Source organism: Mycolicibacter minnesotensis (genome assembly GCF_010731755.1).
In the GTDB taxonomy this organism is placed as follows: domain Bacteria; phylum Actinomycetota; class Actinomycetes; order Mycobacteriales; family Mycobacteriaceae; genus Mycobacterium; species Mycobacterium minnesotense.
Genome location: NZ_AP022589.1, coordinates 4,155,669 through 4,174,879, shown reverse-complemented (window position 1 = coordinate 4,174,879; position 19,211 = coordinate 4,155,669). Strand labels below are relative to the sequence as shown.

Here is a 19,211-nt window from a genome sequence, read left to right as displayed (position 1 = left end):
CCCGAGGCGAACGGTAGGGTAGCGGAATGATCTTGACGCTGCAGATTCTCTTGGTGATCACCAGCCTGCTGGTGATTCTGCTGGTGCTGCTGCACCGCGCCAAGGGTGGCGGCCTGTCGACGCTGTTCGGCGGCGGTGTGCAGTCCAGCCTGTCCGGCTCGACAGTGGTCGAGAAGAACCTGGACCGGCTGACCTACTTCGTCATCGCCATCTGGCTGACCTCGATCATCGCGGTGGGCCTGCTCATCAAATACGCCTGAGTCTGAAAGGGCCGCGGCAAGCGCGCCGCGGCCCGACCGGATCTGTCCGAGCCTCCAGACCTCAGCGCACCACCCGATTTCGCATGGCGTTGAACACGCCGCGCACGGCGTTCTCGGTCGCTGTCAGGGGAGCCATCGCCGTCTCACCGACTTCGACCAGGTAGTCGATGCGGCTCACGATCGCCTCCACCGGCTCGATCAGCGTGACCAGTCGGCGGGCCAGGTCATCCAGGCTGGACATGGTCTCTTCGAGATGGTCCAACCCGCCCCCGAGCCGTTCTATCGTGGCGTTGAGATTCGACAGGGAACTGTTGAGCTCATTCATCGTGCCGCCCAGACCGTCAAGCACATCTTCGAGCTGCCCGACCGTCACGTCGGCGTTCAGGGCCGCTTGAGCCAGGGTCTTGAGCCGCTTACGTTCCGTGCCGGATCCGGCGCTTCTGTCTGCCATAGCGCTCATTATGACGTGGCGGGCAGCAGCGAGGCCGCTGCTTCGTCGAGCAACCACAGGGTCTGCTCACGCCCGATCGCGCCGGCGGCCGGCACCTTCACCGGGTCGGCACCGCCGATCGCGGCGGCGACCGCCTCGGCCTTGGCCTCCCCGGCCACCACCAGCCACACTTCGCGGGCACGCCGGATTGCCGGCAGGGTCAAGGTGATCCGGAGCGGGGGCGGCTTCGGCGAGTCATAGACCGGGAGCACCAGCCGCGCGGACTCGATGACCGCCGGGGTGTCCGGGAACAGTGAATTGACGTGGCCTTCGCCACCCATGCCCAGCAGATGCACATCGAAGTCTGGGGTGCGCTCACCGGGTTCGGCATGGTCGGCCAGCACCTGCTCGTAGGCCAGCGCCGCGACGTCCAGATCATCACCGAACGCGCCGTCACTGGCGGCCATCGCGTGAATGTTGGCGGCTGGGATCCCGACGTGGTCCAACAAGGCCTCGCGGGCCTGTTTCTCGTTGCGTTCGTCATCGCCGCCAGGCACAAATCGGTCGTCGCCGAAATAGACGTGCACGCGTTCCCAGTCGATCCGCGCGGCATGCTCACCGAGTCTGCGCAGCAGCCCGATGCCGGTACCGCCGCCAGTCAGCACCACCAGGGCGCGGCCGCGGGCCGCGATCGCCGAGGTGACCGCGTCCGCCAGGCGGTCCCCGGCGTCGGCGACCAGCGCGTCGGAGTCAGGATAGGTCGCAACGATCACAGGTACTCCACTTCTTCGAGGCCGGCCAGCGCGGCGCCATAGATGACGTCGGCATCGAGTCTGCGCAGATCTTCGGCCAGGCACTCCGCGGTGACCCGGCGGGGCAGCGGGACCAGCGCGTCGGGTTTTCCGGTGCGGCGCAAGGTGGCGGTAACCCCGTCTTGTGGCCGGCTCAACGACACGGTCTCACTGTCGCGGATCAGCTCGATCTTGAGGTCGCCGACCGTGCGTCGCACCGGACCGTCGATGCGACTGGCCAGCCAGCCCGCCAGCATGTCCAGGGCCGGCTCGGTCGCCAGCCCGGACACCACCGCCGAGCGGATGGGCTCGAACGGGGGCTGATCCAGTGCGGAGGCGAGCAACGCCCGCCAGTAGGTGACCCGGCTCCACGACAGGTCGGTGTCGCCGGCGGTGTAGCCGTCTCGGCGGCTCGTGATCGCTGCCCGAGGATCGGGGGCGTTGGTGGCGTCGGTGATCCGCCGCAGCGCCAATGCTCCGAGCGGGTCCGTGGCCGGTGCCTTCGGCGCGACATCGGGCCACCACGCGACCACCGGGATATCGGGAAGCAGGAAGGGCACCACGACGGCGTCGGCGTGTTCGGCCAGCGGGCCGTGCAGCCGCAATACCAGCACCTCGCTGGCACCGGCGTCACCGAATATCCTCAGCTCGGCGTCCAATCGGGGCTGTTGCGCATCAGGGCCTCCGGTGACCACCACGATCACCCGGCTTGGGTGTTCTTGGCTGGCAATGTTGGCCGCGCCGAGTGACTCGTCGAGCAGTGCGTCATTGCCGATGGCGACGATCAGGGTCAAGACCCGGCCCGTGGTCGCCGCGCCGACCTGCTCGCGCACCGCATTCAGTTTCTTGTTGATCGCAGTGGTGGTGGTGTCCGGGAGGTCGATGATCATCTAGGGCCGCCGCCATTCCCGACCAGATCGCGTGAGCATGTCAAACGATGACTGCGGACCCCAGCTCCCGGCCACATACGGCTCGGGCCGGTCGTGCTCGGCCCAGTTCTCCAGCACCGGATCGAGTATCTCCCAAGACAGTTCGACCTCGGCGTTGACCGGGAACAGTGAGGGCTCACCCAGCAGCACATCCAGGATCAAGCGTTCGTAGGCCTCCGGCGAATCCTCGGAGAACGCCGATCCGTAGGAGAAGTCCATATTGACGTCGCGGACCTCCATCAGGTGACCGGGCACCTTGGACCCGAACCGCAGCGTGATTCCCTCGTCGGGCTGGACCCGGATCACGAGTGCGTTCTTGCCCAGTTCGTCGGTCATGGTGTCGTCGAACGGCAGGTGCGGCGCGCGCTTGAACACCAGCGCGATCTCGGTCACCCGCCGCCCCAGTCGCTTGCCGGTGCGCAGGTAGAACGGCACGCCCGCCCAGCGCCGAGTGTCGACCTCCAAGGTGATCGCCGCAAACGTCTCGGTTCGAGAATCGTGGGCGAACCCGTCCTCGTCGAGCAGACCGACCACGTGCTCGCCGCCTTGCCAGCCAGCGGCGTACTGGCCGCGTGAGGTGGTCTCATCCAACGGCTGGGCCAGTCGGGTGGCCGAGAGCACCTTGATCTTTTCGGCCTGCAACTCGGCGGGGGAGAAGCTCACCGGCTCCTCCATGGCAGTGAGCGCCAGCAGCTGCAGCAGGTGGTTCTGGATAACATCCCGGGCCGCGCCGATGCCGTCGTAGTAGCCGGCTCGCCCGCCCAGGCCGATGTCTTCGGCCATGGTGATCTGGACGTGGTCGACGTAGTGGGCGTTCCAGATCGGATCGAACAGCTGATTGGCGAAGCGCAGCGCCAGGATGTTCTGGACCGTCTCCTTGCCCAGGTAGTGGTCGATCCGGAACACCGACTCCTCGGGAAACACGCTGTTGACCACGGCATTGAGGTCATGGGCGCTGGCCAGGTCATGGCCGAACGGCTTCTCGATCACCACTCGGCTCCAACGGCCGTCCCGTGGCCGGGCCAGCCCCGTGGAGTGCAGCTTCTCGCAGACCACCGGGAAGGCCCCGGGCGGGATCGACAGGTAGAAGGCATGATTGCCGCCGGTGCCGCGTTCGGTGTCGAGATCCTCCAGGGTCTTGGCCAGCCGGGCGAAGGCCTCGTCGTCGTCGAAGGTGCCTGTCACGAAACGGAATCCGGCCGCCAGCCGGTCCCACACCACCTGGCGAAACGGGGTCCGGGCATGTTCCTTGACGGCCTGGTAGACCACGTCGGCAAAATCCTCGTCGGCCCAGTCCCGACGGGCAAAGCCGACCAGGGCGAAAGTGGGCGGTAGCAGGCCACGGTTTGCCAGGTCATAGATCGCCGGCATCAGCTTGCGCCTGGCCAGATCTCCGGTGACCCCGAAGATCACCACGCCGCAGGGTCCGGCGATGCGGGGCAGGCGTTTGTCCCGCTTGTCGCGCAACGGATTCTGCCATTCCGCTGCGGCGTTACGCGCTGCCCCGGCGCCGGCCATCAGATCACTTGGCCCCTTCAAGCTGGGCCGCGGTGGCGTCCAACAGCTCGCCCCAGGACGCCTCGAACTTCTCGACGCCTTCGGACTCCAACACCACGAAGACGTCGGTCAGATCGATGCCCACCGCCTCGAGTTGTTCGAAGACCTGCTCCGATGCCGTGGCGGTTCCGGCGATGGTGTCGCCCGTGATCTCACCGTGGTCGGCCACCGCGTCCAATGTCGGTTCCGGCATGGTGTTGACGGTATGCGGCGCAACCAGTTCGGTGACGTAGAGGGTGTCGGGGTAGTCCGGGTTCTTGACCCCGGTGGACGCCCACAGTGGCCGCTGGACACGCGCACCGTGTGCCGCCAACGCGGCGAAGTCTTCGCCGGTGAAGACCTCCTCGTAGGCGGCGTAGGCCAACCGGGCGTTGGCGAGGCCGGCCTTGCCGCGCAGCGCCAGCGCTTCGGCCGAGCCGATCTTCTCCAGCCGGGCGTCGATCTCGGTGTCCACCCGGGAGACGAAGAATGAGGCCACCGAGTGGATCTTGGACAGGTCGTGGCCGGCGGTCCTGGCGGCCTGAAGACCGGTCAGGTAGGCGTCCATCACCTCGCGGTGCCGTTCCACGGAGAAGATCAGCGTGACGTTGACCGAAATCCCCTCGGCCAGAACCGCGCTGATGGCCGGCAGTCCCGCCTTGGTGGCCGGAATCTTGATGAACAGGTTGGGCCGCTCGACTATCTTCCACAGCTCAATGGCCTGGGCGACGGTCTTGTCGGTGTCATGGGCAAGGCGCGGATCGACTTCGATGGAGACCCGTCCGTCCACGCCGTCGGAGGCTTCCCACGCGGCGGACAACACGTCGCACGCGTTGCGTACGTCGTCGGTCGTGACGGTGCGAATCACCGCGTCCACGTCGGCGCCGCGAGCGGCCAGCTCTGACAGCTGCTGGTCGTAGGCGTGCCCCTTCTCCAGGGCCTTCTGGAAGATGGTCGGGTTGGTGGTCACCCCGACTACGCTGCGGGTGGCGACGAGGTCGGCGAGGTTGCCCGATGTCAGCCGATCACGCGACAGATCATCGAGCCACACCGATACGCCCGCGGCAGCCAGAGCGGCAAGCTGGGGATTCTGAGTCATGTTGCGCTCCTTCTGATCGACCAGTCGATCGATGTCAGTTGTCCAGAGTTCTGATCGCCGCGGCGACGACGGCTTCAGCGGTCAGGCCGAACTCACGGAACAGCGTCTGGTAGTCGGCAGATTCGCCGTAGCGCTCGATCGACACGATCTCGCCGGTGTCGCCGACGATCTTGTGCCAGCACTGTGCGATACCGGCTTCTACGGCAACCCGCGCCGACACCGAGGGCGGCAGCACCGCGTCGCGGTATTCGACCGGCTGCGATTCGAACCACTCCAGACACGTCATCGACACCACCCGGGCGTTGATGTCCTGGGCTGCCAAGAGCTTCTGCGCTTCTACCGCGAGCTGGACCTCGGATCCGGTGGCAATCAACACGACGTCGGGCTGCTCGGCGCCGGCGGCATCGAGGCCCCCCAGCACGTACCCTCCGCGCGCGACACCCTCGGCGTCGGTGCCCTCCAGGATGGGCACATTCTGGCGGGTGAGGATCAGCCCGACCGGCCCGCTGTCCGCGCCGCGGGCCAGCACGGTACGCCAGGCGTAGGCAGTCTCGTTGGCGTCGGCCGGTCGCACCACTGACAGCCGGGGAATGGCCCGCAGTGCCGCCAGGTGCTCGATCGGCTGGTGGGTGGGGCCGTCTTCGCCGAGCCCGATCGAGTCGTGTGTCCACACGTAGATCGGATCGATGTCCATCAGCGCCGCCAGGCGCACCGCGGGCCGCATGTAGTCGGAGAACTGCAGGAATGTGCCGCCGTAGGCGCGGGTAGGTCCGTGCAGCACGATGCCGGACAGGATCGAACCCATCGCGTGTTCACGGATCCCGAAGTGCAGGGTACGACCGTACGGGTCGGCCGAGTACTCGCCGGTGGAGATCGAGGTCGGGCCGAACGACTTCACGCCGTCCATCGTGGTGTTGTTGCTGCCGGCCAGATCGGCTGAGCCGCCCCACAACTCGGGAAGCTTCGCACCCACGGCGTTGAGTACCTTGCCGGATGCCGCGCGGGTTGCGACCGCCTTGGAACCGGGTTCCCAGTACGGCAGCTCGGCGTCCCAGCCCTGCGGCAGCTCACCGGCGAGCAACCGGTCCAGCAGCGCCTTGCGCTGCGGCTCCCGGGCTGCCCACGATTCGAACTGCTCTTGCCACTCGGCGTGGGCCTGTTGGCCTCGCGTCACCAGCCCACGGGTGTGGGTGATCACGTCGTCACGAACGTCGAACGCCTTCTCCGGGTCGAAACCGAGTGCGGACTTGGTGGCTGCCACCTCGTCGGCACCCAGCGCGGAGCCGTGGATGGCCCCGGTGTTCATCTTGCCCGGGGACGGATAACCGATGATCGTGCGCAGCGAGATGAAGGACGGCTTGTCGGTGACGGCCTTCGCCGCCGCGATCGCCTCTTCGATGCCGGCCACGTTCTCGCCGCCCTCGACCTCCTGGACGTGCCAGCCGTACGCCCGGTAGCGAGCCGCGGTGTCCTCGCTGAACGCGATCGCGGTGTCGTCCTCGATAGAGATCTTGTTGTGGTCGTAGAACACGATGAGGTTGCCCAGCTGTTGAACGCCGGCCAGCGAGGACGCCTCGCTGGTCACGCCCTCCTGCACGTCGCCGTCCGAGGCGATCACGTAGATGAAGTGGTCGAACGGACTCGTCCCGGGGGCGGCATCGGGGTCGAACAGTCCGCGTTCGTAGCGCGCGGCCATCGCCATGCCGACCGCCGAAGCCAGCCCCTGGCCGAGCGGGCCGGTGGTGATCTCCACGGCCTTGGTGTGGCGGAACTCCGGGTGGCCCGGGGTTTTGGAGCCCCAGGTGCGCAGGGCCTCGATGTCGGCCAGTTCGAGCCCGAAACCCCCCAGGTAGAGCTGGATGTAGAGGGTCAGGCTGGAGTGCCCACAGGACAACACGAACCGGTCACGGCCCAGCCAATCGGTGTCGGAGGGATCGTGGCGCATAACCCGCTGGAACAGCGTGTAGGCCAGCGGCGCGAGGCTCATCGCGGTGCCCGGGTGGCCATTGCCCACCTTCTGCACTGCGTCAGCGGCCAGCACCCGGGCGGTGTCGACCGCGACGGAGTCGATCTCGGCCCAATCAGCGGGGTGGTGCGCGGCGGTAAGAGCGGAGATCTCTGCAGCAGTGGTCACGAACTTCGGGTCCTCATCTTCGGGATAGGTCTGCACAACAGGCCGAGTTGCTTCTCTCACCCTAGTGCGGGCGAGCGCAGTGTTGCAGGTGCGGTCGCCGTGTGGTTTCCGGAGTGAAGTGACCCTGCGATTCGGACGGCCTGGCGAGGCGGTCTACCATCGTCGGTAGTAGAAGCTGGCGTCGCAGCTGCCATCCTAGGAGTCATCACGTGAGTATTCGCGAGCGCGCACAGCCGCGCCGAATACGCGCAATACGCAGCACGTTGTTGGCGTATCTGTCGCTGACCAAGCCGCGGATCATCGAGTTGCTCCTGGTGACGACCATTCCCGCGATGCTGCTCGCGGACCGTGGCACGGTGAATCCGCTGCTGATCTTCAACACGCTGATCGGCGGGATGCTGGCCGCCGCCAGTGCCAATGCGCTGAACTGCGTCGTCGACGCCGACATCGACAAGGTGATGAAGCGCACTGCGCTCCGGCCGCTGGCGCGTGACGCGGTGCCGACCCGCAACGCTCTGGTGTTCAGCCTGGGGCTGGGTGCGGGCTCTTTCGTGTGGCTGTGGCGTACCACGAACTTGATGTCGGGTCTGCTGGCCATGGCCACCATCGCGTTCTACGTGCTGGTCTACACGATGATGCTCAAGCGGCGCACCTCACAGAACGTGGTCTGGGGCGGAGCGGCCGGCTGCATGCCGGTAGTGATCGGTTGGTCGGCGGTCACCGGCACCATCGGCTGGCCCGCGCTGGTGATGTTCCTGGTGATCTTCTTCTGGACGCCGCCGCATACCTGGGCGCTGGCGATGCGCTACAAGGAGGACTACGCGGCGGCGGGGGTGCCCATGCTGCCGGTGGTCGCCAGCGAGCACGTGGTCACCCACCGAATCGTGGTCTACACCTGGGCGACGGTGTTGGCGACCTTGGCGCTGGTTCCTGCTGCGGGGTGGCTGTACGCGGCGGTCGCGGTCGTGGCCGGTGCCTGGTTCCTGGCCATGGCTCACCAGCTCTACGCAGGGGTGCGACGTGGTGAGCCGATCAAGCCCCTGCGGCTGTTCCTGCAGTCCAACAACTACCTGGCGCTGGTCTTCTGTGCGCTGGCGGTGGACTCGGCCATCGGCCTGCCCACGCTGTTCTAGGGCCTCGGGCTCCACTCGAACCGGGTTGACTCGCCCGCAGCGAACGCCGCTTCGATGCGGGCAACCATCCGTTCCGGCATGGCGGGGAGTGAACTGCGGGCACACCAGCGCGCAGCCGTGCTCTCGTCGTCGGCGGGATAGGGCTGTCCGGCCACCCAGCGCATCACAAAGACATGGTCGAGGTATTGCGCCCGGTCGCCGTTGACGTGCGTCACCGGAGCGGTGACGTGGACCCAGGCCAGCCGCTCGGGTACCGCGGTGACGCCGGTTTCTTCGGCGACCTCGCGGACGGCGGCGTCCGCCGGCTCCTCGCCGGGGTCCACGATCCCGGTCACCGGTGACCAGACGCCGTTGTCGGCCCTTTTCACCAGCAGTAACTTCATCGTCACGGAGCACTACTGCGGTGACCCCGATCAGCCACAGCGGGGCATGGCCGATGTGGGCGCGGAGCTCGACGATGAACTGCGGAATCGGCATGTGAATGATGGTGCCAGCTGGGTGAGAGCCTCACAGCAGCGACGCAGGCAACAGGGAGGCTGCGCGTCTGGTGCTGGCCGCCGTGCCCGGTCTTGAATCTGTCGATAATGAAAACCATATTCATTAACTCTTCGGGTGGTGGCCGGTGACCGCCCCGAGTCCGGCATGGATGGCATCGCCCCCGGAGGTGCACTCGGCCCTGCTGAGCGCCGGGGCGGGATCGGGTCCGCTGCTGGCTGCTGCGGCCGCGTGGTCGGCGCTGGCCGCCCAGTACACCGCCGCGGCCGAGGAGCTCATGACGACCCTGGAGGCCGTCCAGGGCGGCGGGTGGCAGGGGCCCAGCGCGGAGTCCTACATGACCGCTCACGTGCCCTACGTGGCCTGGCTGAATCAAACCGCCACGGACAGCGCCACGACGGGGGCCCGGTTGGAGGCGGTCGCCGCGGCCTACCTCAGCGCGCTGGCCGCCATGCCGACGTTGGCCGAGCTTGCCGCGAATCACGTCACCCACGGGATGTTGGCGGCGACGAACTTCTTCGGCGTCAACACCATTCCCCTGGCGCTCAACGAGGCCGACTACGCACGGATGTGGGTGCAGGCCGCGACGACCATGGCGACCTATCAGGCAGTCAGCGGCGCGGCGGTGGCCTCGGCGCCCCAGGCAACCTCGGCGCCGCAGATCGTCAAGGCCGAGGCGCAGCCCGCCGATGATGGCGAGGGCACCGACCCCACCGTCAACGATCCGCTGGATCAGCTGATCGCCAAGATTCTGCAGACCGCCAGCAACGGGCAGATCAATTGGGACCCGGCCCACGCGATGATGAACGGCATTCCCTATGACGAGTACGTCGATCCCAATCAGCCGATGTTCTGGCTGGTGAGGTCACTGGAACTGTTGGAGGACTTTCAGCAGCTGGGCGTGAATTTCCAGCAGAATCCCGCACTGGCATTCCAGTACCTGGTCCAGCTCGCAGAGTTCGACTGGCCGACACATCTCGCCGAGATCGGCTCATGGCTGGCCCAATCGCCGCAGTTGTTCGCGGCCGCGGTCGGTGTGCTGGTCGGCCCTGCGGGCGCGACAGGAGGTCTGGCCGGATTGGCCGGATTGGCCGGCGTTTCGCAGCCTGTCGCTCCGCTTCCGTTGGGCACCGCTCCTGATTCCTACGCCGGCGTTGGATCGCCGTCGACGGGAGCCCAGGCACCGGCGATTCCCTCCACAGCTGCCCCGGCTGCCCCGGCTGCGGCGGCCGCGCCGGCCCCGCCGGCAGCCGGGGTTGGCGGGTCCACCCCGGCGCCGGCTCCGCCCCCGGGAGCCGCGCCCTTCTTCCCGCCTTATCTGATTGGGCCGCCCGGTGTCGGGGCCGGCTCCGGCATGTCCGGGCGAGCCGGAGCATCCCGCAAGTCCTCCGAGCCCCGGGGTTCTGCGGCGGCCGCTGAGGCGGGAGCCGCGGTGCACGAACAGCAGCGGGCCCGTCGACGGCGGCGCGCCGCGATGCGCCGGCCCGGTAACGCTGTCATGGACCTCACTGTCGAGGTGACACCGCAATGGCAGGATCCGATGCAGGCCGATGTGACGGCGTCGTCGCAGCGAGCCGGCGGTTTCGCCGGGACCGGCGCTCGCGTCGACAGACCGGCTGTGGGGCTGATGGTGTCCTCCGGTAGGGCCTTCGACGAAGGACCGCGGCTGCCGTTGCTGCCCGGTAGCGGACTCGACACGAAGTAAGCAGAGTTCGGCAACCCGAAATAACTGATTCGCTAGAGTGAATCCTCGTGTTCGGCCCGGTGTGGATGGCGTCTGCGCCCGAGGTGCATGCGGCGCTGCTCAGTGCGGGCCCAGGCCCCGGGCCGCTGCTCGGCGCCGCGGGTGCATGGACGTCGTTGAGCGGAACCTATGCGGAGGCCGCAGCGGATCTCACGGCAGTGTTGGCGTCGGGCAGCGGGGCGTGGCGCGGCGTCGCGGGCGAGCAGTATCAGGCGGCGCACCTGCCGTATCTGGCGTGGCTGCACCGCGCCGCAGCCGACAGCGCCCGGATGGCGCTGGTGCACGAACAGGCGGCCGCGGCGTATGCCGCCGCGTTGGCGGCTATGCCGACGCTGCCCGAGCTGGCTGCCAACCACGCCACCCACGGCACGCTGGTGGCAACGAACTTCTTCGGGATCAACACCATTCCGATCGCGCTCAACGAAGCCGACTACTTCCGGATGTGGATGCAGGCCGCCACCACCATGGCGACCTACCAGGCGGCATGTGAGGCGTCGATGGCAGCGACCCCCACTGCTATTCCGGCGGACCCGATCCAGAGATCAGCGTCGGCCGACTCGCCATGGACGCCGGAGCCGATCACCGAGAATCCCCTGCAGGGGCTGCTCGACTTCCTCGAACCGATTCTGAAGAGTCTTGGCATCGAAACGGGACGCCCTGGGCTCGATCCCATCACCAACGCCGTGACGACCGCCGTGGCGGATTTCCTGCGGAACTTCGGGATCAATTGGGACCCAGCCGCTAAGGCGCTCAACGGCCTCGGTTACGAGTTCTACGCCGATGCCACCAAACCGATCTGGTACCTCGCGCGAACTCTGGAGCTCTACCAGGACTTCTTGATGATCACCCAGGACCCGAGCCAGATCATCCCGGCGCTGCAGTACTTCGCGGCATTGGTGCTGTTCGACTGGCCCACCCATATCGCCCAGCTACTGCAGGCCGTAAGCCAGCCGGCGGCGATGGCCGCCGCCGCGGGCGCCGTAGTGGCACCTGTCGGTGGCCTGTCCGGCCTCGCAGGCCTCGCCGGTATGCCTCAGCCGGTGCCCGCGGGCGGCGCCGTGCCGGTTACTGCGGCGGTCGTCGCCGATGTACCGGCTGTCGCGGTCGGCTCGGCGGTGGCGGCCGCACCGCCGCCACCGGCGCCGCCACCCGCTGCCGCCCCGGCCGGTGCGGCCCCGGCGCCTCCGGCTCCAGCGCCGCCGGCGACCGTACCCGCCGGCCCGCCGCTGTTGCCCTACCTGATCGGGGGCGGGCCCCGGATCGACTACGGCTCAGGTCTCGGCGCCCATGCCTCCGCCGCGGACAGCGCCAAGCGCAAGACGCCCACCCCCGAGGCCGGCTCGGTCGCGGCGGCTGCGGAAACCCGCCGGGCCAACCGCCTCCGGCGACGCCAAACCAGACCGGGGCACAGTGACGCTGTGATGGATCTGACCGTCGGAGTGACCCCGGACTGGGAACCGGCGTCGGTGTCCGAACGCGGAGCGGGCGAGCTGGGCCGCTCCGGAAGCCTGCAGGGCACCCATAGCCGCGTCACCGGGCTCACCCGCCTGGAAGGGGCGGAATTCGCCGACGGTCCCAGGGTGCCGCTACTGCCCGACGGCTGGGACTGCGACCGCGGCGGCCGCTAAGCGTCGAGCACGATCGAGCCGACGGTGCGACGGCCCTGCAGGTCGCGGTGCGCCTGGGCAGCGTCGGCGAGCCGATAGTGCCGGCTGACCGTCACCTCGATCGTGCCATTCACGACAGCGTCGAAGAGTTCGCCGGCCCGCCAGGAGAATTCCTCGGCTGTCCGGGTGAAATGGCCGAGGTTGGGCCGGGTCAGGTACACCGACCCGGCGGCGTTGAGGCGCTGCGGATCGACCGGCGGAACCGGTCCGCTGGCCGCGCCGAACAATGCCAGCGTGCCCCGCACAGCCAGACTGGCCAGGCTGGCGTCGAACGTGGCGGCTCCCACGCCGTCATACACCGCGGCCACACCGACGCCCTCGGTCAACTCCCGGATGCGGGCGCCGAACGTGACCGCGGCGTCGTCACCTGAGCCCGGGTAGTCCAGTACCTCCACGGCGCCGGCCCGCCGTGACAAATCCGCCTTGGACGGACCCGACACGGTGGTGATCACCCGGGCGCCCAGCGCGGTGGCCCATTGCGTGAGGATCAGCCCCACCCCGCCGGCTCCGGCATGGAGTAAAACGGTGTCGCCGGGCTGCACGGCGTACACCGACGTGATGAGGTAATGCGCCGTAAGGCCTTTGAGTAGGGCGGCTGCGGCCACACCGGCGTCGACGCCGGCTGGAATCGGCGCCGCCAAAGCCGCTGGCGCCGTGCAGAATTCGGCATAGGCGCCGGTGGCCGCAGCCGTCACCACACGATCTCCGACACCGAGCGTGGTCACGCCATCGCCGACCTGTGCCACGGTGCCGGCGGCCTCGCTGCCGACGACGAAAGGCAGCGCAGCCGGATAGATCCCGGAGCGGAAGTAGGTGTCGATGTAGTTGACCCCGACGGCCTCCACTTCGATCAGCACTTCGCCGGAGCCGGGGGAGGGCTGCGGCCTGTCGACATAGGTCAAGACTTCGGGGCCACCGGTCGCGGCCACTTCCACGGCGTGCATGGTGAGTATCATCTCCGACTATGAGGTCTGCATGAAGCTGGCCCGGCCCGACATCTTCCATCCGCGCATCATGCTGGCGGTCGATCCCCGGGGCGGTCGGCACGACGGCGCCGATCCTGACAGCGACGCCGGCCTGGTCGCGGCGTTGCGTCACCGTGGGCTGCACGCCCGTCGATTGCCCTGGGACGACCCCGAGACCCTGGCGGCGGATCTGGTGATTCTGCGGACCGCCGGCGGCGATCAAGGACGGCGCGCCGAATTCCTGGACTGGACGACGCGGGTGAGGCACCTGCTGAATCCGCCGGAAGCGGTGGCCTGGAACGCCGACCGCCGCTACCTGGCAGACCTGCAGTGCGACGGGGTGCCGACGCTAGTCGGGGAATCGCGGCGTGACGTCACGGCCCTGGTGTTCTTCGGTGCCGGTCGCTCGCATGCCTTCGGCGCCGCGGGTTTCGACCCGGACTTCGAGCTGTGGGACATCGGACGTGCCGCCCTGCGGGCTGCCGCCGAACGTCTGAGCATCCGGATCGAGGAACTGCTCTACGCGCGTGTCGACGTCGCCGGAAGCGCCGCGGATGCACGCCTGGTCAGCCTGGATCTCATTGCGCCGCAATTGGGATTCAGCGAGCTGGACGCCGACGAGAAAGACCGGGCCCAACGCCGTTTCGCCGTCGAGGTCACCGCCGCGCTAGAGCGGCTCGGGTTGGGTCCGCTGTCGCAGCGACGCCCATAGCGCCGCGGTCGCGCCGGTGACCAGCACCGCGCCTGCCACGTGCAGGGTGACCAGCACGGCGGGCACACCCGTGAAGTACTGGACCACGCCGATCAGCCCCTGAGCCAACGTCAGCACGGTCACGACCGCCAGCCGGCGGATCACCGGTTGGGCCGCCTGCACCGCGGCCATCCCGAAGGCCAGTCCCACCAGCAGACCGAGGAAACCGATCAGCAGCGACTCGTGCAGGTGGGCGAGCGTGGCGACCTCCACCTTCAGGCGGGCCACTGTGCGGGCCGCGCTTTTGTCGCCGGCATGCGGGCCGGCGGCGGTCACCAGGGTGCCGGTCATCAGCACTGCGGCCAGCGTCACGGCGCACAGTGCGGTCAACCCACGCAACGGCGCCGGGACCCGGTAGCTCACCACCGCCGATTCATCGTCGGTCTGGCCGACTTTCGCGTAGAACTGCACCGCCAGCCACACCATCAGCATGGAGACCAGCAGGTGCACCGACACCGTCCACCAGGCCAACCCGGTGCGCACGGTGATTCCGCCGATCACCGCCTGCAACACCGTGGAGCCGGGCATCAGCCAGGCATAGACCAATACCTCGGTACGTCGCCGGGCGCGGATCACCGCCAACACGGCCAGTGCCGCGGTGATCACCACCGCGAAGGTGACCATGCGATTGCCGAACTCGATGGCCTGATGAATCCGGGGCACCTCCGACACAGCCACCGGGACATAGCTGCCCGGAAAGCACTGCGGCCACGTCGGGCATCCCAACCCGGAGGCGGTGACGCGGACGATCGCACCGGTGATCGAGATGAACCCCTGGGTGAACACCACCGCGGCGGCCAGCCACCGCTGGGTGCGCAGGCCCGGTTCGGGGAGCAGGTCTACCAGGCGCATCAGGAACCGTCCCACGGGCTGATCGTAGAGGATCGGTAACTACATCCCGTAGTAGGTCAGCTGAACCGAAACCACCGCACCGCACCGATGGCAGCCACCACGCCCCAAACGCACACCACGGCGATGCCGAACCAGTCAACCGAGACGCTCAATGCCTGCGCCAGCGCCTCGGTGAGCGCGCCGGAGGGCGTCAGACGGGCCAGCCAGCGCACCGTGCTCGGTACCAGATCGGTCTCCACCGTCAGGGCCGAGAACCCCCCGAAGACGAACCACAGCAGATTGGCGCCGGCCAGCACGATCTCGGCGCGCAGACTACCGCCGAGCAGCAGACCCAGCGCGGCAAAGCAGGCGGTCCCCAGCGCGATGATCACCGCGCCCAGACCCAGTCCGGCCACCGTCGGTCGCCAGCCCAGCGCAAAACCGATCGCGCCCAGCAACACCGATTGCAGCAGCACAACGGTGGCCACCGACAACGACTTTCCGGCGATCACACCCCACACCGGCAATGCCGTGGCACCTAGGCGTTTGAGTGCTCCGTAGCGCCGGTCGAACGCGACCGCGATGGCCTGGCCGGTGAATGCAGTGGCGATCACCGCCAACGACATGATCACCGGCAGCACCGTCGTGGCACGCTCGGCATGGCCCTCGCCGAAGGGGCCGAGGGGCAGCACGGTCAGCCCGACCAAGAGGGTGATCGGGATGAACATCGTCAACAACAGCTGCTCGCCGTTGCGCAGCAGCAGGGTCAGCTCCAGCCGATACTGCGCGGCCAGCATCGCCGGTACACCGGCTGGCCGCGGGTCGGGGGTGAAGGTCCCAGGCGCGAACAACTGCTGGGCACTCATGGGCGTAGCTCCCGTCCGGTCAGCTCCAAGAACACGTCCTCAAGGCTGCGCTGTTCGACCCGCAGTTGGGTGGCCAGGACGTCCAGGCGTGCGCACCAGGAGGTCACGGTCGCCAGAACCTGCGGATCCACCGTCCCCTCGACCAGGTATTCGCCGGGCTGTACCTCGCTGGCCCGATAGCCCTCCGGCAACGCCGTGATCAGCAGTGACAGGTCTAAGCGAGGCGGTGCGGTGAACCGCAGCTGCCCTTGGGCCCCGCTGCGGGTCAACTCCGCCGGTGTGCCGGCCGCCACCACGGCGCCGTGGTCGATGATCAGCAGCCGATCGGCGAGCTCTTCGGCCTCGCGAAGATGGTGGGTGGTGAGCACCACCGTCACGCCGTCGCGGCGCAACGCATCGATCAGTTCCCACACCAGCAGGCGCGCGTGGGCGTCCATGCCGGCGGTGGGCTCGTCTAGGAACACCAGCTCCGGCCGGCCGACCAGGGCGCAGGCCAGTGCGAGCCGTTGCTGCTGACCGCCCGAGAGCCGGCGGTAGGTGGTGCGCGCGGCGTCGGTCAGTCCGAGGGTCGCCAGCAGCCACTGCGGGTCCAGCGGGTTCGCCGAGTAGGAGGCCACCAGCTTGAGCATCTCGCCCGCGCGGGCGGCCGGATAGCTGCCGCCGCCCTGCAGCATCACGCCGATGCGTTCCCGCAGCCGATCGTTGTCGGCGATCGGGTCTAAGCCGAGGACCTCGATGGTGCCGGCGTCGGGACGCACGAAGCCTTCGCACATCTCTACCGTTGTCGTCTTACCGGCACCGTTGGGGCCGAGGAGGGCGAACACCTCGGCGGTCTGTACCTCGAAGTCAAGGCCGGCGACGGCATCTATCGCCGATGGACCGGTGCCGTAACGCTTGCGCACCCCGCTCAGACGTACCGCGACAGCTGAGTTCACGGGGAATCAGCGTAAGCGTCGCTGGTGGCGGCCGGCCGGGGGGTGGCTTCCCGGGCGGAAAGGTCGCCCGTCGTGCCATCGGATTCCCGGGGCAACTCCCGCCACGGCAGCCGCCGGTAGGTCAGCAAGAACAGGCCCAACACCACGACGGCACTGGCCAGCGTCGCGTCCACGATCTGGAACAGGGCGAAGCGGTCGCCGTTGGCAGTAGGGCCGAAGATGCCCACCACCAGCGTCACCCCGATCACCGCGATCCGAAATTGAGGGCGGGTCGCCCACGCGGCCAGCGGAATGATCGCCCACAGCAGATACCAGGGCTGAACCACCGGGAACAGCAGAACTGTGATGCCCAGGGCGACGCCGAGCCCGCCGACCGGGTGTAGCCGGCCCTGGAATACCACCAACAGCAGCCAGACGACCAGCACCGCGATGATCAACACACCGATGGCACGCGTCAGCGAGAGCACCGCGGTGGTGTGGTCCCCCAAACCCAGCAGGATCCCCACCTGGCCGGTGCCCAGTGCGATCAGCGTCGGCGGCGACATCCAACTGCGCACCACGTTGGCGGTACCCAGCGTGAAGACCCAGCCGAAGCCCAGTCCGCTGGCCCAGCCGATCAATCCCGTCACCGCTGCCGCCAGCACCGACATGGCGGTACCGGCCAGCAGGAAAGCCCGCAGGTCGCCACCCCATCGCCAGCCCAAGGCCATCGCCACAAATCCCAGGGCCAACAGTGACGGCAGCTTGACCTGCGACGACATCGTGATCAACACCGCGCCGGCCAACAGTTCGACCAGCGGTGCCCAGGCAGTCCAGGTCGGGTGGATCCGCAGGGAAGGCATCAGGGGCTGGGCGGCGGTGATCCCGCGCAGAGCGAACTCGGTGCCGGTCAGCATCAGGCCCAGCATCAGTGCCTCGTTGTGGATACCGGCGACCAGGTGCATCAGCAGCAGCGGGTTGGCCGCACCCAACCACAGGGCGCTGACCTCGGCGACTCCGCAGCGGGCTGCCAACCGCGGCACCGCCCACACGATCAGTCCGACTCCGAGCAGCACCACTACCCGGTGGCACAGCACTGCGGTGACGATGTTCTCGCCGGTCAACGCCGATATTCCGCGCCCGATCCACAGGAACAGTGGGCCGTAGGGCGCGGGGGTTTCGCGCCAGAGGCTGGGAACCGAGAGGGTGAAGACGTGATCGAGGCCCAGGGCCGGCGCCGGCCCCACCCGATAGGGGTCCAGGCCCAGTCGAGAGATCTGGCTCTGCGCCAGGTAGGAGTAGACGTCCTTGCTGTACATCGGTGGGGCCACCAGCAGCGGCAACATCCACAGCAGCAGCGTGCGATCCAGCTGGCTGCGCGACATCCTCCGCCGTCCCAGGGCGAATCGTCCGAGCATCAGCCAGGCCAGCGCCATCATCACCGCACCCGTGGTGGTCATGGTCAGAGCCACCGTGGACAACCGCGACGGCAGGTTCAGCAGCCGGACCCCGAAAGTCGGGTCCTGCACCACCGGCCTCGCCCCGGCCCCGAGCGCACCGATCGCCATCAGCACAGTTCCGGTGGCGCCGAACAGCCGAGTGCGCCGCAATGCGACCAGTTCAGCGGCGTTGAGGGGGGAGCCGACCGTGCGCTCGTCGCCGTGCAGATACGCGATCGACGTGCTCAGCGAGTGCCGGCCGGGGGACATCCCAGCAGCGTAACGGCCGCTCGGCGGCGGCCGCGGCCGCCAGGCAGTGCGCCGGATGTGATCAGCGCAACGGCGCAACCCGACTGAACTGAGGTAACCCTTTCTAGACCGAGCTCGGGAATTGCGTCACACTGGTGTTGTGAAAATCGAGGCCGAGGTTCAGGCCACTACCGAAACCGCCGGGCAGGGCCCCGGCGGTGCGGTTGCGGCAGGTTCCTCACTGGCAGCGGAAGCCGCCAGCGGCCACGACACGCGCCACGCCGTGGTGCGCCTGCTGATGGAGTCCGGATCGATCACCGCGGGGGAGATCGGCGCCCGGTTGGGTTTGTCGGCCGCCGGGGTGCGTCGCCACCTCGACGCCCTGATCGAGATGGGTGATGCCGAAGCGCATGCGGCGGCATCCTGGCAGCAAGTGGGCCGCGGGCGTCCGGCCAAGCGGTTCCAGCTCACTGAAGCAGGCCGCGGCAAGCTTGGTCACCGCTACGACGACCTCGCGGTGGCCGCAATACGCCAACTGCGCGTGATCGGCGGCGAGGATGCAGTGGTCGACTTCGCGCGTCAGCGCATCGACGCCATCTTGAACAACGTTGCCGCGGCTTCGGCCGACGGCGACCTGGAGGCCACCGCGGAACGCATCGCCGGTGCATTGTCCGAAGCCGGCTACGCCGCCACCACCGCACGGGTGGAGGGGGGCGTTCCGGGAGTGCAGATCCTGCAGCACCACTGCCCGATCGCCAACGTCGCCAAGGAGTTCCCGGAGCTGTGCCAGGCCGAGCAGGAGGCGATGGCAGCGGTGCTGGGCACCCATGTGCAGCGGCTGGCGACCATCGCCGACGGCGGCTACGTCTGCACCACCCATGTGCCGCTGACCAACCGAGCCGGTAAGGCCGGCGCCGTCACCAGGAAGCACTAGCAGTATCGACCGACCTTCGGCCACACCCTGCGCCGAAGCCATCA

General features: G+C 68.2%; 17 protein-coding genes and 1 pseudogene. 6 read left to right on the top strand and 12 right to left on the bottom strand.

The annotated features are described in order from the left end of the window. Nucleotides 1-26: 26 nt before the first annotated feature. On the top strand, nt 27-260 hold the full coding sequence (gene secG, locus G6N09_RS19195) for a preprotein translocase subunit SecG (RefSeq protein WP_046188054.1): 234 nt from the start codon (nt 27-29) through the stop codon (nt 258-260). Nucleotides 261-321: 61 nt separating this feature from the next. Here the strand turns inward: secG and G6N09_RS19190 are convergent, their stop codons facing one another. The 6 genes from G6N09_RS19190 to tkt are packed head-to-tail and all read right to left on the bottom strand — an operon-like array spanning nt 322 to nt 7,179. Continuing rightward, a complete protein-coding gene (locus tag G6N09_RS19190; RefSeq protein ID WP_083024721.1) occupies nt 322-720 on the bottom strand; it encodes an ATPase in 399 nt (132 codons plus the stop codon). Further along, nucleotides 720-1,463, bottom strand: coding sequence for a 6-phosphogluconolactonase (pgl, locus tag G6N09_RS19185; RefSeq protein ID WP_083024719.1), 744 nt, complete (start codon nt 1,461-1,463; stop codon nt 720-722). The genes G6N09_RS19190 and pgl overlap by 1 nt, the downstream gene beginning before the upstream one ends. Then, nucleotides 1,460-2,371, bottom strand: coding sequence for a glucose-6-phosphate dehydrogenase assembly protein OpcA (gene opcA, locus G6N09_RS19180; RefSeq protein ID WP_083024716.1), 912 nt, complete (start codon nt 2,369-2,371; stop codon nt 1,460-1,462). Before opcA ends, pgl begins: the two co-directional genes overlap by 4 nt. Next, the gene (gene zwf / locus G6N09_RS19175; protein WP_083024714.1) at nt 2,372-3,928 is read right to left on the bottom strand and encodes a glucose-6-phosphate dehydrogenase; all 1,557 of its coding nucleotides are present in this window, start codon (nt 3,926-3,928) and stop codon (nt 2,372-2,374) included. A gap of 4 nt (nt 3,929-3,932) precedes the next feature. Further along, nucleotides 3,933-5,045, bottom strand: a complete 1,113-nt coding sequence (gene tal / locus G6N09_RS19170) for a transaldolase (protein WP_083024711.1) — start codon at nt 5,043-5,045, stop codon at nt 3,933-3,935. 34 nt (nt 5,046-5,079) lie between these two features. Beyond that, complete coding sequence (gene tkt, locus G6N09_RS19165) at nt 5,080-7,179, bottom strand: transketolase (RefSeq protein ID WP_083024951.1); 2,100 nt, start codon at nt 7,177-7,179, stop codon at nt 5,080-5,082. 209 nt (nt 7,180-7,388) lie between these two features. Here tkt and G6N09_RS19160 point away from each other — a divergent pair, with 209 nt between their 5' ends. Continuing rightward, on the top strand, nt 7,389-8,312 hold the full coding sequence (locus tag G6N09_RS19160) for a heme o synthase (RefSeq protein WP_083024708.1): 924 nt from the start codon (nt 7,389-7,391) through the stop codon (nt 8,310-8,312). Here G6N09_RS19160 and G6N09_RS19155 read toward each other — a convergent pair. Continuing rightward, nucleotides 8,309-8,789, bottom strand: a pseudogene (locus G6N09_RS19155) (NUDIX hydrolase). The gene G6N09_RS19160 and the pseudogene G6N09_RS19155 sit on opposite strands and share 4 nt — an antisense overlap. 169 nt (nt 8,790-8,958) lie before the next feature. Between G6N09_RS19155 and G6N09_RS19150 the strand changes: the two are divergent. Then, entirely contained in the window at nt 8,959-10,512 is a 1,554-nt protein-coding gene (locus G6N09_RS19150) for a PPE family protein (RefSeq protein WP_083024706.1), read from the top strand. Nucleotides 10,513-10,577: 65 nt separating this feature from the next. Next, the gene (locus G6N09_RS19145) at nt 10,578-12,179 is read left to right on the top strand and encodes a PPE family protein (RefSeq protein ID WP_083024949.1); all 1,602 of its coding nucleotides are present in this window, start codon (nt 10,578-10,580) and stop codon (nt 12,177-12,179) included. Here the strand turns inward: G6N09_RS19145 and G6N09_RS19140 are convergent. Beyond that, complete coding sequence (locus G6N09_RS19140) at nt 12,176-13,162, bottom strand: quinone oxidoreductase family protein (protein ID WP_083024704.1); 987 nt, start codon at nt 13,160-13,162, stop codon at nt 12,176-12,178. The two genes, G6N09_RS19145 and G6N09_RS19140, sit on opposite strands and share 4 nt — an antisense overlap. Before the next feature lie 31 nt (nt 13,163-13,193). On the opposite strand from G6N09_RS19140, the gene G6N09_RS19135 reads away from it, so the two are divergent. Beyond that, a complete protein-coding gene (locus G6N09_RS19135) occupies nt 13,194-13,895 on the top strand; it encodes a DcsG N-terminal domain-containing protein (protein WP_083024947.1) in 702 nt (233 codons plus the stop codon). Here G6N09_RS19135 and G6N09_RS19130 read toward each other — a convergent pair. From G6N09_RS19130 to mptB, 4 genes are read right to left on the bottom strand one after another with little or no spacing between them, the layout of a single operon-like run. After that, on the bottom strand, nt 13,851-14,786 hold the full coding sequence (locus G6N09_RS19130) for a COX15/CtaA family protein (protein ID WP_083024945.1): 936 nt from the start codon (nt 14,784-14,786) through the stop codon (nt 13,851-13,853). The genes G6N09_RS19135 and G6N09_RS19130 overlap by 45 nt on opposite strands. Before the next feature lie 56 nt (nt 14,787-14,842). Beyond that, nucleotides 14,843-15,631 (bottom strand): ABC transporter permease, encoded by a 789-nt coding sequence (locus G6N09_RS19125; protein ID WP_083024701.1) that lies wholly within the window; start codon nt 15,629-15,631, stop codon nt 14,843-14,845. Beyond that, nucleotides 15,628-16,566 (bottom strand): ABC transporter ATP-binding protein, encoded by a 939-nt coding sequence (locus G6N09_RS19120; protein WP_083024699.1) that lies wholly within the window; start codon nt 16,564-16,566, stop codon nt 15,628-15,630. The genes G6N09_RS19125 and G6N09_RS19120 overlap by 4 nt, the downstream gene beginning before the upstream one ends. Beyond that, nucleotides 16,563-18,254, bottom strand: a complete 1,692-nt coding sequence (mptB, locus tag G6N09_RS19115; RefSeq protein ID WP_083024697.1) for a polyprenol phosphomannose-dependent alpha 1,6 mannosyltransferase MptB — start codon at nt 18,252-18,254, stop codon at nt 16,563-16,565. Before mptB ends, G6N09_RS19120 begins: the two co-directional genes overlap by 4 nt. Nucleotides 18,255-18,474: 220 nt before the next feature. On the opposite strand from mptB, the gene G6N09_RS19110 reads away from it, so the two are divergent. Then, entirely contained in the window at nt 18,475-19,167 is a 693-nt protein-coding gene (locus tag G6N09_RS19110) for a helix-turn-helix transcriptional regulator (RefSeq protein ID WP_407662703.1), read from the top strand. Nucleotides 19,168-19,211 lie beyond the last annotated feature (44 nt).

Excerpts from the sequence above, each read along its gene's own strand:
- G6N09_RS19145 (WP_083024949.1), top strand. The coding sequence starts at position 10,578 with ATGGCGTCTGCGCCCGAGGTGCATGCGGCGCTGCTCAGTGCGGGCCCA.
- tal (WP_083024711.1), bottom strand. The coding sequence starts at position 5,045 with ATGACTCAGAATCCCCAGCTTGCCGCTCTGGCTGCCGCGGGCGTATCG.
- G6N09_RS19130 (WP_083024945.1), bottom strand. The coding sequence starts at position 14,786 with ATGCGCCTGGTAGACCTGCTCCCCGAACCGGGCCTGCGCACCCAGCGG.
- opcA (WP_083024716.1), bottom strand. The coding sequence starts at position 2,371 with ATGATCATCGACCTCCCGGACACCACCACCACTGCGATCAACAAGAAA.
- mptB (WP_083024697.1), bottom strand. The coding sequence starts at position 18,254 with ATGTCCCCCGGCCGGCACTCGCTGAGCACGTCGATCGCGTATCTGCAC.
- G6N09_RS19135 (WP_083024947.1), top strand. The coding sequence starts at position 13,194 with ATGAAGCTGGCCCGGCCCGACATCTTCCATCCGCGCATCATGCTGGCG.
- G6N09_RS19125 (WP_083024701.1), bottom strand. The coding sequence starts at position 15,631 with ATGAGTGCCCAGCAGTTGTTCGCGCCTGGGACCTTCACCCCCGACCCG.
- secG (WP_046188054.1), top strand. The coding sequence starts at position 27 with ATGATCTTGACGCTGCAGATTCTCTTGGTGATCACCAGCCTGCTGGTG.
- G6N09_RS19150 (WP_083024706.1), top strand. The coding sequence starts at position 8,959 with ATGGCATCGCCCCCGGAGGTGCACTCGGCCCTGCTGAGCGCCGGGGCG.
- G6N09_RS19140 (WP_083024704.1), bottom strand. The coding sequence starts at position 13,162 with ATGCACGCCGTGGAAGTGGCCGCGACCGGTGGCCCCGAAGTCTTGACC.
- zwf (WP_083024714.1), bottom strand. The coding sequence starts at position 3,928 with ATGGCCGGCGCCGGGGCAGCGCGTAACGCCGCAGCGGAATGGCAGAAT.
- G6N09_RS19190 (WP_083024721.1), bottom strand. The coding sequence starts at position 720 with ATGAGCGCTATGGCAGACAGAAGCGCCGGATCCGGCACGGAACGTAAG.